Source organism: Negadavirga shengliensis (assembly GCF_042652345.1).
GTDB lineage: Bacteria > Bacteroidota > Bacteroidia > Cytophagales > Cyclobacteriaceae > Negadavirga > Negadavirga shengliensis.
Map to the genome: position 1 here is coordinate 444,153 of NZ_JBHSJJ010000003.1, position 14,372 is coordinate 458,524.

The following is a 14,372-nucleotide window of genomic DNA, read 5'->3' on the forward strand; positions in this document are numbered from 1 at the left end:
TTTCAACCGTTCCATCAAACCCTTTTTTCCATGAGGACAACCTACATTTACAGGGCTATTTTACTGCTGGTTTTATGTTTGGAAGCCTCTTATGGGCAGGTTGATCCGCCCATTTTTATTGGTGACCAACGAGAGCTTTTTGTGGATAGGTTTTTAATAGAAAACCTGGAAAGTGCCCGATTGAAAATGCACCCGCCCATAGATGAAGGACAGGTCTTTTATTTTGATAAACCATGGGAAGGGGCATTCTCTGCTTATGTCACCATTATCCATGACGGGGAGGTGTTTAGGGCTTATTACAGGGGGGTTCCCACCGCGGGAAAAGATGGCAATGAAGCCGAGGTCACCTGCTACGCTGAATCCCGGGACGGCATTGAGTGGCATAAGCCCAGTTTGGGTATTCATGAGGTAAACGGGGTCAGGGACACCAATGTGATTTTGGCCAACGCCGCTCCAATTACCCATAACTTTAGCCCTTTTTTGGACAAAAATCCCCATGCGAAAGGGTCGGAAAAATTCAAGGCGCTGGGTGGTACCTCACAAAGTGGCCTGGTCGCTTTTGTTTCTTCAGACGGTTTGAATTGGAAAAAGCTAAAAGAAGAACCCGTTTTTACCCAAGGGGTATTTGATTCCCAAAATGTAGCTTTTTGGTCTGAGAAAGAAAAAATGTATGTCTGTTATTTCCGCACCTGGACAGAAGGCGGATATAAAGGCTTTCGCTCGGTTAGCAGGACCACTTCCAAGGATTTTGTGCATTGGACAGATCCCGAGCCCATGGGATTTGGCGATAAGCCCTACGAACACCTATACACGCAACAAACCAGCCCCTATTTCAGGGCTCCTCACATTTATTTGGCAATTGGAGCCAGGTTCATGCCCAACAGAAAAGTCGTCTCCGATGAAGAGGCGGCCTTGCTGAATGTCAACCCCAAGTATTATAATGACTGCTCAGATGTGGTTTTGATGTCATCAAGGGGCGGATCCGGTTACGATCGCGAATTCATGGAGTCGTTTATCCGGCCTGGCGTAGGTTTGCAGAACTGGGTTTCCCGATCCAACTATCCTGCACTGAATGTCGTACAGACCGGGGCGCATGAATTGTCCATCTATGTAAACCAGGATTATGCCCAGCCCACGGCCCACCTCAGAAGGTACTCCTTGAGACTCGATGGGTTCGCATCCTTATCGGCGGGGTATGAAGGGGGAGAGATGTTGACAAAAAGTTTTATTTTTAAGGGGGAATCCCTGGAACTGAATTTTTCCACTTCTGCGGCGGGGGAAGTAAGGATTGAATTGACGGATGTTGAGGGTAATGCCCTCCCTGGATTTTCCTTAGAGGATGCCCAGCCACTTATAGGCAATGAAATCTCCAGAAAGGTCTATTGGAATGGAAGCAGTGACGTTTCTGCTTTGGCGGGCAGGCCTATCAAAATGAGGATTCTCCTTAAAGATGCCGACCTGTATGCTTTCCGGTTCCAATAAAAGGGATAGTGAGGGTTAAGCTACTTCCTGCATATTCACGATTTTCCTGAAATGAGTGGGAGTCATCTTTTTGTGCTTTTTGAACTGGCGGTTGAAATTGGCCAGATTGTTAAAGCCACATTCGTAGGCCACTTCCACGATATTCATGTCTGTTTCGGAAAGTAACTTGCAGGCATGTCCCAGCCTAACGGTATGCAGGTATTCTACGAAAGTAGTCCGGTATTGTTCCTTGAAAAAGTTGCAAAAAGTGGTTACGGCCATGTTTGCCATCGACGCTACTTCGGGAAGGGAAATGTCCTTGTCAAAATTTTTGTGGATATATTCTTTGATCTTGGTAAGCCTATCGGAACCATGGGGATCAATTTGGTCGAGGTAGCCTGGGCTTGCAAGCAGCTCGTATTCTTTTGTCTGGGATAGGATGTCAAAAATAGACAGCAGACTGGACAGCCTCTGGATTCCGTTCATATTGATCATGCCCTCCATCAAGGCGTTGATCTGTTCTTTGGTTTTTCCCCGCAGGGCCAAGCCTCTGTGGGAGAGCTTGAGAAAGTTGCGCAGGGTTTCCATCTCAGGGATCTTAAGGAAGTCTTCCCCTAAAAAGTCTTCCTGAAAATGGATGACAATGGCTTCGGCTTCGTAGCCTGCCTGTCCGTTGATAAATAAAGAATCATTAACCCATACATGGGGCAGATAGGGACCCATACATACCAAATCACCTTCTTGAAAATATCCGATATGGTCTCCTACCATTCTTCTGCCGGTGCTTTTTAATACAAGTACCAATTCATATTCCGGATGGTAATGCCAAGGGCAGGGAAAATATTTTCCTTTTTCTTTGAAGACAATAAATGATTTGTCGAAATCCTGCGGTAGTCTAACTTCTATTGATTTCATAGTACCCCTATTTTCTATTATTAATATAAAATGAAGAAGATAAATAAAAAAGCACTATTTGGTAAACTGTAAAATAGTATCATAAATATAAACAATAGTAACAGTTAATCTTATCGTTTTAGAGACACTTTGCATGAATGGAGATGAATTGGGTGGCCAGTGAAATTTCAGGCAACAAAATAGCGAATAGGCCCTTATGACATAAATAGGGTGATCAGGTCATTGAACGGGTACTTTTTGAAATGAAAAAGCAGCGGATGTCATGTTTTTTTGAAAACAGGGATCTTAACGGAAAACGCATGAGGCTACCATCTGACAGCCAAACCCCAATGAAAAATAGTACCACAATTATAAATAATAATAATAGTTTGTTTTGTGAGGTAGTGATACTTTTGATTAAGTATTAAGCAAAATGGTTTTAAATAAAAATTTTATTTAAGAGGAATGGGATTTTTAATCGGGATAATTAGGCTTTTATGATAAAAAATCAGGATATTTTGAATATTGAGATAGGAGTAGTCGGGCTGGGGCTGATGGGCAGCAGCATTGTGGTGGCATTGCTGATTTCAGGACATCCTGTAAAAGGGATTGCTCCTAAAAAAAATGACATGAAGGATGCTCTGCCCCGGATCATAGACCAACTGAAGCATGCTGAAGCCTGTGGGTTGCTGGAAAGACCGATTGAAGCATATTTGGAGCGATTGACCCTTTCAGAAGATTATCATCACTTAAAGGATTGCCAACTGGTGCAGGAATGTGTTACGGAAGTCGAAGAAATCAAAGGTGAGGTATATCAAAAAATAGTGGCCGCCACCGGTATGAATACCATTATTTCCAGTAATACCTCTGCCATTCCTATCAGCATACTACAGAAACTGGTTCCAAACCCATCCCGTTTTATGGGAGTCCACTGGGCCGAGCCTGCTTATATGACCCGCTTTCTTGAAATAACCAAAGGAGAGCAGACAGCGGAAGACGGCGCCCGGTGGGTGCTTGAATTGGCCCATTTCTGGGATAAAGAACCCACCTTTCTGAGAAAAGATATCCGGGGTTTTGTCACCAACAGGCTAATGTATGCCGTGTACCGGGAGATTTTTCATTTGATCGAGAACGGAGAAACAACCGTTGAAGATGCCGATAAATCTTTCCGGTATGATGCGGGGTCTTGGATGACCTTTATGGGGGTCTTCCAAAGAATGGATCAGTTGGGTTTGGAGGATTTTGCGGAAGCATTTGGACGGATTTTTCCTACATTGTGTAATTCAGATAAAGTACCCCTTCTCATGCAACGGATGGTGGAAGCAAAAGCCAGAGGTATTCAAAACCAACGCGGGCTTTATTCATATACTGCCGGAGAAGCCCAGGAGTGGGAAAGGTCTTTTGCGGCTTTCAATGAGGATATTTATCATTTGGCTTCAGCTTATTCGCCTACCCGAAAAAAGAAACAGTTCCATGAATGAAAATAGATACAAACATTCAAAAGAATGGTTGGAAAGGGCAAAAAATGTCCTGGCATCCGGGGTGTCTTCGGAATTTAGGAAATACAACCACCCCCATGCCTTGTTTTACACCCATGCCTTGGGTACCAGGATTTATGACATGGATGGGAATGAATACCTGGATTTCACGCTTAGTCAGGGGCCAATGATTTTAGGCCATTCCCACCCGGAAATCCTGAAGGAAGTCCATCAGTATACCCAATCCGGACAACTGTATGCAGGTCAGCACATAAAGGAGATCGAATTGGCGGAGACTTTACAGCGACTTATCCCGTCGGCGGAACTGATGCGGTTCTGTCTGGATGGTTCCGAGGCCGTTCAAACCGCCTTGAGGGTGGCCAGGTCTAAAACAGGAAAGTCCAAGTTCCTGCGGTTTGAGGGGCATTACCATGGATGGTTGGACAATGTGTGCTATGGAATATCCGCACCGGCGGTGGAAGATATGGGAGCGAGAGAGAATCCAAAAGTTTTCCCCTGGAGCCAAGGTTTGCCTCCTGACTCACGAAACGAATTTCACCTGCTTCCATGGAATGATCTGGAACTGGTGAAACTGGCCCTCTCCAAACACCATCAAGAAGTGGCGGCCATCATCACTGAGCCTGTGATGTGCAACAGCGGCTGCATCCCCCCCAAGGAGGGCTATTTGCAGGGTCTCAGGGATTTATGTGATCAATATGGAATTGCTTTGATATTCGATGAAGTCATTACAGGCTTTAGGTTAGGTTTAGGGGGGGCACAGCGTTTTTTTGGTGTTACCCCCGACCTATCCATCTTTGCCAAGGCCATTGGCAGTGGTTATCCGATCAGTGCCATTGTTGGCAAAAAGGAATGGATGGAAGAAATAGCTTCCGCCCGGGTAATTCATGCAGGTACCATGAACACCTGTAACCCCACAGTGGCCGCGGCTTTGGCAACGATTAATATTCTGGAACGGGACCAGCCTTATGACAAGATGTTTGAATTAGGAGAAAGACTGAGATCCGGCCTCCGTGAAATTTCCTCCAGATACAGAAAAGACTTATTGGTCCAGGGTATCGGCCCTGTCGTGCATACGGGCTTTACCCAATTGAAGAAGGCCAATGACTTCAGGGATGTGTTACAGTTCGACCAAGGCAAATTAAGGGCTTTTGTGGCAGGCTTACATGATGCCGGCATAAGGGTCATTGGCCGGGGACTTTGGTACATCAGCGCAGTTCATGACGAAGGAGATATTGACAGTGCATTGGAAGTGTCCGAAAAGATTCTGAGACAATGAACCATCGCATCAGGAAATATGAAAATTGCCCGATTGCGGTGGTAGGGGAATCCAGCACCGCCTCTGAAGTTATTTTTTGTTTGATCCGGGCCGGTCATCGCGTGTATGGCAAAATAGATCCCACGGTCATTACCGGGTTGGCGACTCAAGATGATGGTCATGATATGACTGACAGGGTGGAGGGCAGGTACGGTTCACTCAAAGGAGAAGAGTCAATCCGGCAGGCGGACTTGGTCGTGATTATCACAAAAGAAGATTTGGACCTTAAAAAAGAAGAGATTCAAAATATAGAGGGTCAAATCGATTCAGATACTTTGATCGTCGTCAACTCAGAAAGCTATACTTTAGAGGCGCTTCATGAAGGGACAAAATGCCCTCACAGGATAATGGGACTTAATTGGGTCCGACCGGCCCACCATACTTTCTTTGCGGAACTGATCACCCTACCCGTAAACAATTTGGAGATGGTGAACGGTTTGATGGAATTGGTCCGGGATCACTGGGGGAAAGATCCTTATGTATTGAAAAAAGGCAGAAGCATCCGGTCAAGGCTCTTGGCGGCATTGGTGCGGGAAGCCTTATACTTAGTTGAAGGCGGCTACGTGGAGGAAGAGGACATTGACCGGGCCTGTAGGAATGATCCGGGATATTATCTTCCTTTTGCGGGAAATTGCCGCTACATGGATCTGATGGGGACCTATTTGTATGGCGTGGTGATGAAAGATTTGAACCCGGAACTTTCAAAAATGACTGAGTTGCCGACATCATTTTTAAAAGTTCTGAAGGAAGAAGGAGTTAGAGGAATGGAACACAGCAAGGGTATTTACAAATATGAATCTGATCAAATCCAAGAGCAGGAAAATTCCTTTTTGAAATTCAGTAAGGAAATCAAGAAAATCATGATGCGATACCCTTTTCCGGGAAAATAAGCCTGGAAGGTTAAGAGGCATTTGAAATAAACATGGAAAAAGACATTTTGGCAGCCAATGATTTAACTCGTTTGAAAAATGGAGACAAATAAGATCAAAAAACATTTTGACAGGGATGGGTATGTGTATCTTCCGGGTTTTCTCTCTCAGGAAAACGTGGAAACAATCCTCACCAAATTATCGGCAGTAATAGCGGAAAAGGTGCAAACTATGCCTTCACAACATGTGAAATATGAGGATACCGGCGATCTCTCCACCCTCAAAATGCTTCAGGACTTACAGGTTTATGATCCGTTTTTCGCCGATATCCTTTTCGACAGTACTTTTACCCGGCTTGCAGAAGTTTTGCTGGAAGAAAAGGTAACCGGCAAAACCTTGGAATATTTCAATAAGCCGCCGAGAATTGGCAAGGCCACTCCACCCCACCAAGACGGGTATTATTTCATGTTGGAACCCATGAGGGCAGTGACCATGTGGATGGCGCTTGAAGAGGTGGACCGAGAAAACGGCTGGGTGAGTTATGTAAAAGGCTCTCACAAAAAAGGCATGCGGCCCCACATTGCCACCAACACCTTGGGGTTTTCTCAAGGTATTGCTGATTTTGGATTAAAAAGCGATTTGGATAACGAAGTCTTCTTTCCTGCCAAGCCGGGGGATCTTTTGGTCCACCACGCTCTTACCATCCATAGGGCCAGCCAGAATACCAGTTTGACCCGAACCAGAAAAGCAATGGGATTGATTTATTTTGGGGTATCTGCCAAGGAAGATGTCGCGGCCAAGGAAGCTTATGTGGCATCTCTGAATAAACAACCATAGCTCATGTTGATTCCAAGGCCTGCATGCTTACTAGTTTTTTTTGGTTTTACTTCTTTGGTTTTATGGGGTTGTCAGGAAAATACAAGCCCTGTTTCAGCCACCATCAGGGAGGAGGCTTATAAAACGCTGGATAAGGTCCTGGAGCATCAGGAAGAATGGGTGAAAGTCCATGCAGCTGAGTACAAAATATGGTCAGGTTATACTGGGGAGGTGTTTGATATTTATCTGAAGGAAGCTGAGAAATTCGGCAATAAGCCACCATACAGGATTGGTATTTGGCGGGTTTTGGCACAGTCTGCCCGCGATGACAGTACCCGTCAGGAATACCTGGAAAAAATCATAACAGCTTTCAAAGACCCAGACGGACAAGACAGGGTTCATGCGGCCGAAACATTGGCAAAACTGGGTGTGCCAATTGCTGATTTGGCACCCGACCAGGTATCCAGCATATTGGAAGGAGAACGGAATAGCCTGTATATTTATACGCTTTGGGCGAGCTTAAACGGAGCGGGAAACGGGGAGAGAAACTGGAATCCACTCTTTGAATATATCCAAACCGAAACTCAGGACAAGCTTACCCTGATGCAGGCAGCTTATGCTCTCCGTCACCATGGCCATATAGGGACAGATGACTGGACGGTCTTGGCATCTCTGGCATTGAACGAGCCGGGGGATTCTATGGCCAAAGTATACTTGTTAAGTGCCGCATACATCCTCGCTGACGGTGAAAATGTAAACAGTGAATTTCTTAAAGAAATAAGGCGGGTACTGCTGGAATTGCAAAATGCCCAGAGCAAGGGGGAAAGGATGGAAATGGCCTTGGCGCTGGGAGAAAAGGGAAACATGGAGGATTTTCCCATATTGCTTTCCTTGTTGCGGGGAGATGACCCCATCGTTGTGCCGCAAGAATCCCGGTCCGGAGCCATTTTTTCCCCTGCCGATGCAGATGTCCGGGCCACTGCGGCCTATGCCATTTTAAGAATGGAGAAGAACAGAACCCATCGATTGGCGTATTGGGATTGGGTGGTGGTCATACTTTATCTCGTAGGCATGATGGTTGTCGGCTATGCCTTTTCAAAGAAAAACAGAAATGAGAAGGACTACCTGCTCGGGGGTGGAAAAATGAACCCCATAGCGGTTGGTCTGTCCCTTTTCGCTACCCTGCTGAGTTCTTTGAGTTACCTGTCTTATCCGGGAGAAATGATTAAATATGGGCCGGTGGTATTCTCCGGTGTACTGGCTTTCCCAATGATACATTATGTAGTAGGCTGGTTTCTGATACCGAAATTCATGAAGCTGAAGGTAACCAGCGCTTATGAATTACTGGAAATCAACCTGGGACTCAGCATCAGAATGCTGGCTATTTTCTTTTTCCTTTCCCTGAGGTTTTTATGGATGGGTACCATCATTTTCATCACCGTCAATACTGCGGTGATATCAATTTTCGGATTTGAAGGGTCAGACAGCAATGTTTTTTTGATCAGCTTCGTATTGATTGGCGTGACGATTATTTACACCACGATGGGGGGACTGAAGGCGGTGGTATTCACCGATGTGATCCAATCTGTGGTGTTGTTGGGGGGAGCCTTACTGACAATCATTGTGGTGAGTGTATATTATGGGTCCTTCTCTGCCTGGTTGCCTTCCGGATGGCTTTCGCATTGGGGGGAATTGAGATGGGGCATAGTGGCCACAGAGCGTCTCAGCATTGGGAATGCTTTATTGATGACCTTTATCTGGTATGTGGCTTCATCCGGTTCAGACCAAATGTCCATACAACGGTTTTTAGCTACTGAAAATCTAAGGTCCGCGAGAAAGACCTTTGGGGTCTCCCTGATCACAAGTTTCGTCGCCCAAAGTCTCCTGGGCTTGGTGGGATTGGCGGTGATGGCGTATTTCATGTCAAACCCTCAATTTTTGGCTCCCAATGAGTCTGTCGCTACCCATGCCGATGTGTTGTTTCCAAGGTTTATTCTGGTGGGCTTGCCCATAGGCATTTCAGGGCTGGTGGCCGCAGGTATCCTGGCCGCAGCCATGTCGAGCCTTTCTTCAGGCCTCAATGCGACTTCTTCTGTTATATCAGAAGACCTGATGAAAAGGTTTAAAAAAAGGCCCCATCGCCAAACCAACGAGTTAAAAAGAATAAGGCTTTTGTCTCTTTTAGTTGGACTATTCACTTTGATACTGAGTTTGTTTATCAGCAAGGTGGAGGGCAACCTTTATGACGTCATCGTCAAAGTGGTCAACTTGTTTGTTTCCCCGTTGTTTGTGCTTTTTTTTATGGCTTTGTTCATTCCTTTTGCTACCGCACGGGGTGTATTCATCGGCGGGGTGGGCAGCATAGTGATGGCGGTAGCGGTGGCTTTTTTCAAGTATATGGGGATTGAGGTCTTGTTCATTATGCCTGCGGCGCTGTTGGCGGGAATCATTTTGGGCATGGTGGCCAGTTACGTCGATGTTCAGTTATTGGGCAACAGGGAAACGGTAAGCAATAGGATCCACAAAATATGGGAAGATGAAAATCATTAGCAGGGATACGGTCCGGATGGGAGCAGAGCAGGGGCTGACACATAGCAAAACTTTCCCAGCCATGGAAATCTTGCCTTCAGGCAGGATTTTGGTTGGATTTAGGGCTGCCGAAAAGAAAACAGACCCTCTTCATAAACGTGCCATGATGACATGGTCTGATGATGGTGGGCGAAGCTGGCGCGAACCTTTTGAACCGTTGGCATTACCTGCTGTAGAGGGCAGAACCGGTCAAAGTCAAACCGTTTATTTCCTGTCTTTGGGAGGGGAAAGGGTGTTTGCCGTTATCAATTGGGTGGATCATTCAGAACCTGAGAATCCCTATTATGATCCTCACAATGAGAGCTTAAAAGATACGAGGATTTTTACTTCGATGTCCATGGACGGTGGAGCAACCTGGGGTGATGCCCAACTTATGGATACTTCTGGAGCAGGTGGGCCTGTTCCCCTTACCGGACCTCCTTTTAAGTTGCGGGATGGCCGGATCGCCTGTCAGTTTGAAATCAACAAATATGCCCATGACGCTCATGAGTGGGTCCATCGCTCCTCATTGATTTTTTCCCAAGATGAAGGGAAAAGCTGGGGCGATATGGTAACCGTTACCCGGGAACCGGGTAAATATTACTGGGACCAGCGGCCTAATGTTTTGCAGGATGGAACATCAGTAGTCAATTTTTTTTGGACCTTTGATGGGGTGACACAATCTTATCTGAACATCCATGCTTCTTTAAGTGAGGATGGAGGTCGCTCCTGGTCCAAATTATGGGATACCGGAATTTATGGACAGCCTGGACGGCCCATCGGTTTAAGGGATGGCAGGATTGTAACAATAGATATCGATCGCTCGGAAGTACCGGTGATAAGCGTCAGGATAAGTGATGACTTAGGACAAACTTATTCCCAAAGCCTCGAAATATATAGACAAGGCCCGGCTCAGGACAGCAAGCGCATGGACATGAACCGGGCCTGGGAGGAAATGTATAAATTTTCTGTAGGCCATCCGCAGTTACTTTATTTGGATGAACATTCATTGATGGCCTATTATTATGTAGGCCATGACGCTGACCATACTGAAATCGCCTATGTCAAAATTTCAATGCCATGAGTCAAACAAAACCCAACAAATGGGAATTCCTCCCTGTCGACCAAGAGTTTATGGAAAGCGTCGTTCAGTTTCTGCCCAAAAAGGTATATGATATGCATGCCCACCTCTACCGCCGGGAAGATTTGAGGGCCACAACAAAGGGTGTTTGGAACGACGGCCCCGAGACAGTAGGGTTTGAGCAGTGGAGAAACCATACAAAGCTATTCTTTAAAGAGGCATCGCAGCTTGGAGGATTGTTTTTCCCAGCTCCCTTGCCAAATGTGGATGTCTATGCGGCCAATCAGTTTTTGTCACAGGAACTAAGCCAATCCTCTCTTTCCAGGGGTTTGATGCTGGTTACACCCAAAACCACAGCGCTGGAAATCGACTCCTTTTTCCGGAATCCCCAAATTGTCGGATTTAAGCCTTATCATGTTTTTAGTGAAGAAAAACCCACTCCTCAATCCTCCATAAATGGTTTTTGTCCAGAGCGGTTTTGGCAACATGCGCATGACAGAAAAGCTGTGATCATGCTTCACATCATGCGGGATGCCTCAGCTTTGGATCCAAGGAATATTGAAGAAATCAAAACCTACTGCCGGAAGTACGCTCAGGTAAAGCTTATCCTTGCCCATTGTGCCCGGAGTTTTCATGCGGCTCATGCAGAGGGAATACGGTATTTGAAAGGGCTGGAAAACATTTGGTTCGATATGTCGGGAATATGCGAGGCGGAAGCCATTTATTCCGTCCTCAAATATTTTGGCCCGGAAAAACTCTTATGGGGCAGCGATTTTCCGGTTTCTCAGATCAGGGGAAGGGCGGTAAGTTTGGGCACCGGGTTCATTTGGTTGGACAACGACGCTTACGTTCAGGAGAATGCTTTGGGAAAGCCGTTTCTGGTAGGCGTTGAATCCATTAGCGCTTTGATGAATGCCGCCCGATGGTTTGGGTTAAATTGCAGTGATAGGGAAGACATATTCTGGAAAAACGGCCTGGAACTATTGGGCTTGTCAACTCCTAAGGTGGCAGATGGGCAGGAGCAATACCTTCATGCGAAGAAACGCATCCCCGGTGGGACACATTTATTAAGCAAGAGGCCGGAAAACATGGCACCCGGCCTATGGCCGCCTTATTTTAAAAGAGCGCAGGGGTCTGAGGTGTGGGATACAGATGGAAAACACTATTATGACATGTCTACCAATGCCGTGGGATCCTGCTTGTTGGGATATGGTCACCCTGCGGTGAATGCAGCTGTGACCAGAAGAGTGCATTTAGGGAGCATGTCCACTTTAAACCCACCGGAGGAGGTAACGCTTGCAGATGAACTTTGCCGTATCCATCCATGGGCGGAGCGGGTTCGTTTTGCCAGGGGAGGTGGAGAAGCATGCGCCATTGCGGTAAGGATAGCGCGAGCCACCACTGACCGTTCTTTGGTGGCCGTTTGTGGGTACCATGGATGGCACGACTGGTACCTCGCGGCAAATTTAGGCGAGTCGGATGCTTTGAGGGGACATTTATTAGCGGGACTTGAACCGCTGGGCATTCCCAGGGAGCTTCGGGGTACTGCGCTTACATTCCGTTATCACGATAGGGAAGGGTTTCAGCAGTTGATAGACATGTATGAGGACCGGCTGGCAGCTGTGATCATGGAGCCATGCAGACACGAACATCCCCAATCCGGTTTTTTGGAGCATATCCGTAAAGTGACAAGGGAGAAAGGCATTGTTTTGATTTTTGATGAGATCACTGTAGGCTGGCGACTTCATTTTGGGGGTGCCCACCTGATCTACAAAGTGGACCCGGATATGGCGGTTTTTGCCAAAGCCTTGGGCAATGGCTATCCAATTGCCGCCGTGATCGGCACGACAGCTGCCATGGAGGGGGCCCACAGTACTTTTATCAGCAGCACCTATTGGACAGAAAGTATTGGTCCTGTGGCAGCATTGGCCACCTTGGAACAGATGCGGCAAACCGATGTAGCTGGTCATGTTGCTGCAATGGGCAACCAGGTGCAGGATAGCTGGAAAATCGCAGCAGAAAAAACAGGCATCCGGATTCAGGTAACGGGATTTCCCTGTCTGGCAGGCTTTGCCTTTATGCAGGAAGATCCAGAGCTGCTCCGGACCATTTATGCCCAAAAAATGCTGGATAGGGGGTTTTTGGCGGGAACAGCTTTTTATCCCACGTTGGCGCACGATGACCATGTCATTGAAAAGTACCGGATTGCCATAGAGGAAGTGTTTCGGGAAATAGGACAGGGAATAAGCAGGGGTAATTACCGGCAGCTGCTTCGGGGGCCGGTTGCAAAGAGTGGGTTTTCGAGGTTGATATAAAGGTAAAGAACAGAAAATAAGTTTTGCCGGAGTGGATTAACAGTAGTATTTGGGTGGGATGATGTGTTTTCTCCTGCTACAGAAGGCGTCCACTGGAGCCCTTGGATATTTAAATAAGCCGGTAATCGGAAGGTGCTTTCATTAGCCCAAGAAAAAATGTATTTTGTAGGTTATAGATCGAAAAATGAAAAAACCGGGACAAATAAAAAAAGTGGGCAGTCGAAGGACTTTTCTCAAGAATTCACTCTTCGGTGGCATTTCTTTAATCGGGATTGACCCTACGGTCTTTTTCTTTGATAAGGGATTGAATATTAAAAGTGAACTGTCTTATGACATTGACCTTTTCTCTCCAACCCGGTTGTTTGACGGGGATAAATGCTGGGCACACCCCAGGGCAGGAATCATACCCGGAAAAAAGAAAACAGACCCTCCGAGGGTAGTGATGACGCTGAATACCCTTGACTTATCAGGAAGCGATGTGTTTAAGGGGATGCTCAGCATGAAGTCTGACGATTTTGGGAGGACATGGGATGAACCTGCGCAGTCCCAGGCTTTGGCCCCTGCCATTGAAGAAATAAATCAAGTCAGGCATCCGGTGGCAGTGAGTGATTTTTGGCCAAAATGGCATAAACAAACAAGGACTTTATTGGGAATAGGCCACACCATAGTGTATACACCGGATTGGAAAGTGACATATCCGCGACCCCGGCATACCGCGTATTCTGTCTATGATCCTAAAAAGAATGCTTGGTCGGCATGGAAAAAACTGGAAATGAATGGGATGCAGAAGTTCCATCATGCAGGTGCGGGATGTGTGCAAAGGTACGACGAAGCCAATGGGGAAATCAAGTTGCCCATTTATTTCACCCCGGATAAAGGCAATTCCAGAATCACGGTTTGTAGATGCGCGTTTAATGGCAAAGACCTTAAGTTTCTGGAACAGGGTAATGAATTGGCCATAGACGACGGCAGCCGCGGTCTGCACGAACCTTCGCTCACGTATTTTAATGGGGTTTATTACCTGACCTTAAGAAACGATCACGCGGGGTATGTTACAAAGAGCAAAGACGGATTGGTTTTTGAGCCGATCCGGGCCTGGAAATTTGATGATGGGTCAGATTTGGGCAATTACAATACCCAGCAACATTGGGTAACCCATAGCGACGGATTGTTTTTGGTGTATACCAGAAGAGGTGCGGGCAATGACCATGTATTTCGCCACAGAGCCCCCCTTTTTATGGCCCAAGTGGATCCTGACCGTATGGTTGTGATCCGGGAATCGGAACAAATCCTGGTCCCAGAAAGAGGGGCCAGGCTCGGTAATTTTGGCGTGACGGATGTGAGCCCTGATGAAACGTGGGTTACAGTCTCGGAATGGATGCAGCCCAAAGGGGTGGAGAAATACGGCAGCGATGGCAGTGTGTTCGTTGCCCGTATCCAATGGAACCGGCCCAATGGCCTTTTTGAAAAATAGTACCATGTTTCCAAAGGAAAGTAATAGTCTTTGTATGCTAGCCGATTTAACTTTGATAAACCCTTAACCCCAGCAAAATG

10 protein-coding genes are annotated in these 14,372 nt (G+C 46.6%); 9 read left to right on the top strand and 1 reads right to left on the bottom strand.

Annotated elements, in window-relative coordinates; genetic code table 11:
- The first annotated feature begins 30 nt into the window (after positions 1-30).
- Complete coding sequence (locus ACFPFU_RS07315) at positions 31-1,482, top strand: glycoside hydrolase family protein (protein ID WP_377063005.1); 1,452 nt, start codon at positions 31-33, stop codon at positions 1,480-1,482.
- Positions 1,483-1,497: 15 nt separating this feature from the next.
- On the opposite strand, the gene ACFPFU_RS07320 is transcribed toward ACFPFU_RS07315, so the two are convergent.
- A complete protein-coding gene (locus tag ACFPFU_RS07320) occupies positions 1,498-2,376 on the bottom strand; it encodes an AraC family transcriptional regulator (RefSeq protein ID WP_377063007.1) in 879 nt (292 codons plus the stop codon).
- 476 nt (positions 2,377-2,852) lie between these two features.
- Between ACFPFU_RS07320 and ACFPFU_RS07325 the strand changes: the two genes are divergently transcribed.
- From ACFPFU_RS07325 to ACFPFU_RS07360, 8 genes are all read left to right on the top strand, one after another.
- Positions 2,853-3,836, top strand: coding sequence for a 3-hydroxyacyl-CoA dehydrogenase family protein (locus tag ACFPFU_RS07325; protein ID WP_377063009.1), 984 nt, complete (start codon positions 2,853-2,855; stop codon positions 3,834-3,836).
- Positions 3,829-5,130 (top strand): aspartate aminotransferase family protein, encoded by a 1,302-nt coding sequence (locus tag ACFPFU_RS07330; protein WP_377063011.1) that lies wholly within the window; start codon positions 3,829-3,831, stop codon positions 5,128-5,130. The genes ACFPFU_RS07325 and ACFPFU_RS07330 overlap by 8 nt, the downstream gene beginning before the upstream one ends.
- Positions 5,127-6,059: a 3-hydroxyacyl-CoA dehydrogenase NAD-binding domain-containing protein gene (locus ACFPFU_RS07335; RefSeq protein WP_377063013.1), complete on the top strand. Its 933-nt coding sequence runs from the start codon at positions 5,127-5,129 to the stop codon at positions 6,057-6,059. Before ACFPFU_RS07330 ends, ACFPFU_RS07335 begins: the two co-directional genes overlap by 4 nt.
- A gap of 78 nt (positions 6,060-6,137) precedes the next feature.
- A complete protein-coding gene (locus ACFPFU_RS07340) occupies positions 6,138-6,875 on the top strand; it encodes a phytanoyl-CoA dioxygenase family protein (RefSeq protein WP_377063015.1) in 738 nt (245 codons plus the stop codon).
- Between the two features lie 3 nt (positions 6,876-6,878).
- Entirely contained in the window at positions 6,879-9,404 is a 2,526-nt protein-coding gene (locus tag ACFPFU_RS07345; protein WP_377063017.1) for a sodium:solute symporter, read from the top strand.
- A complete protein-coding gene (locus tag ACFPFU_RS07350) occupies positions 9,391-10,506 on the top strand; it encodes a sialidase family protein (protein WP_377063019.1) in 1,116 nt (371 codons plus the stop codon). The genes ACFPFU_RS07345 and ACFPFU_RS07350 overlap by 14 nt, the downstream gene beginning before the upstream one ends.
- On the top strand, positions 10,503-12,818 hold the full coding sequence (locus ACFPFU_RS07355) for an aminotransferase class III-fold pyridoxal phosphate-dependent enzyme (RefSeq protein ID WP_377063021.1): 2,316 nt from the start codon (positions 10,503-10,505) through the stop codon (positions 12,816-12,818). The genes ACFPFU_RS07350 and ACFPFU_RS07355 overlap by 4 nt, the downstream gene beginning before the upstream one ends.
- A 184-nt stretch (positions 12,819-13,002) precedes the next feature.
- Positions 13,003-14,292, top strand: coding sequence for an exo-alpha-sialidase (locus ACFPFU_RS07360; RefSeq protein ID WP_377063023.1), 1,290 nt, complete (start codon positions 13,003-13,005; stop codon positions 14,290-14,292).
- Positions 14,293-14,372: the final 80 nt, after the last annotated feature.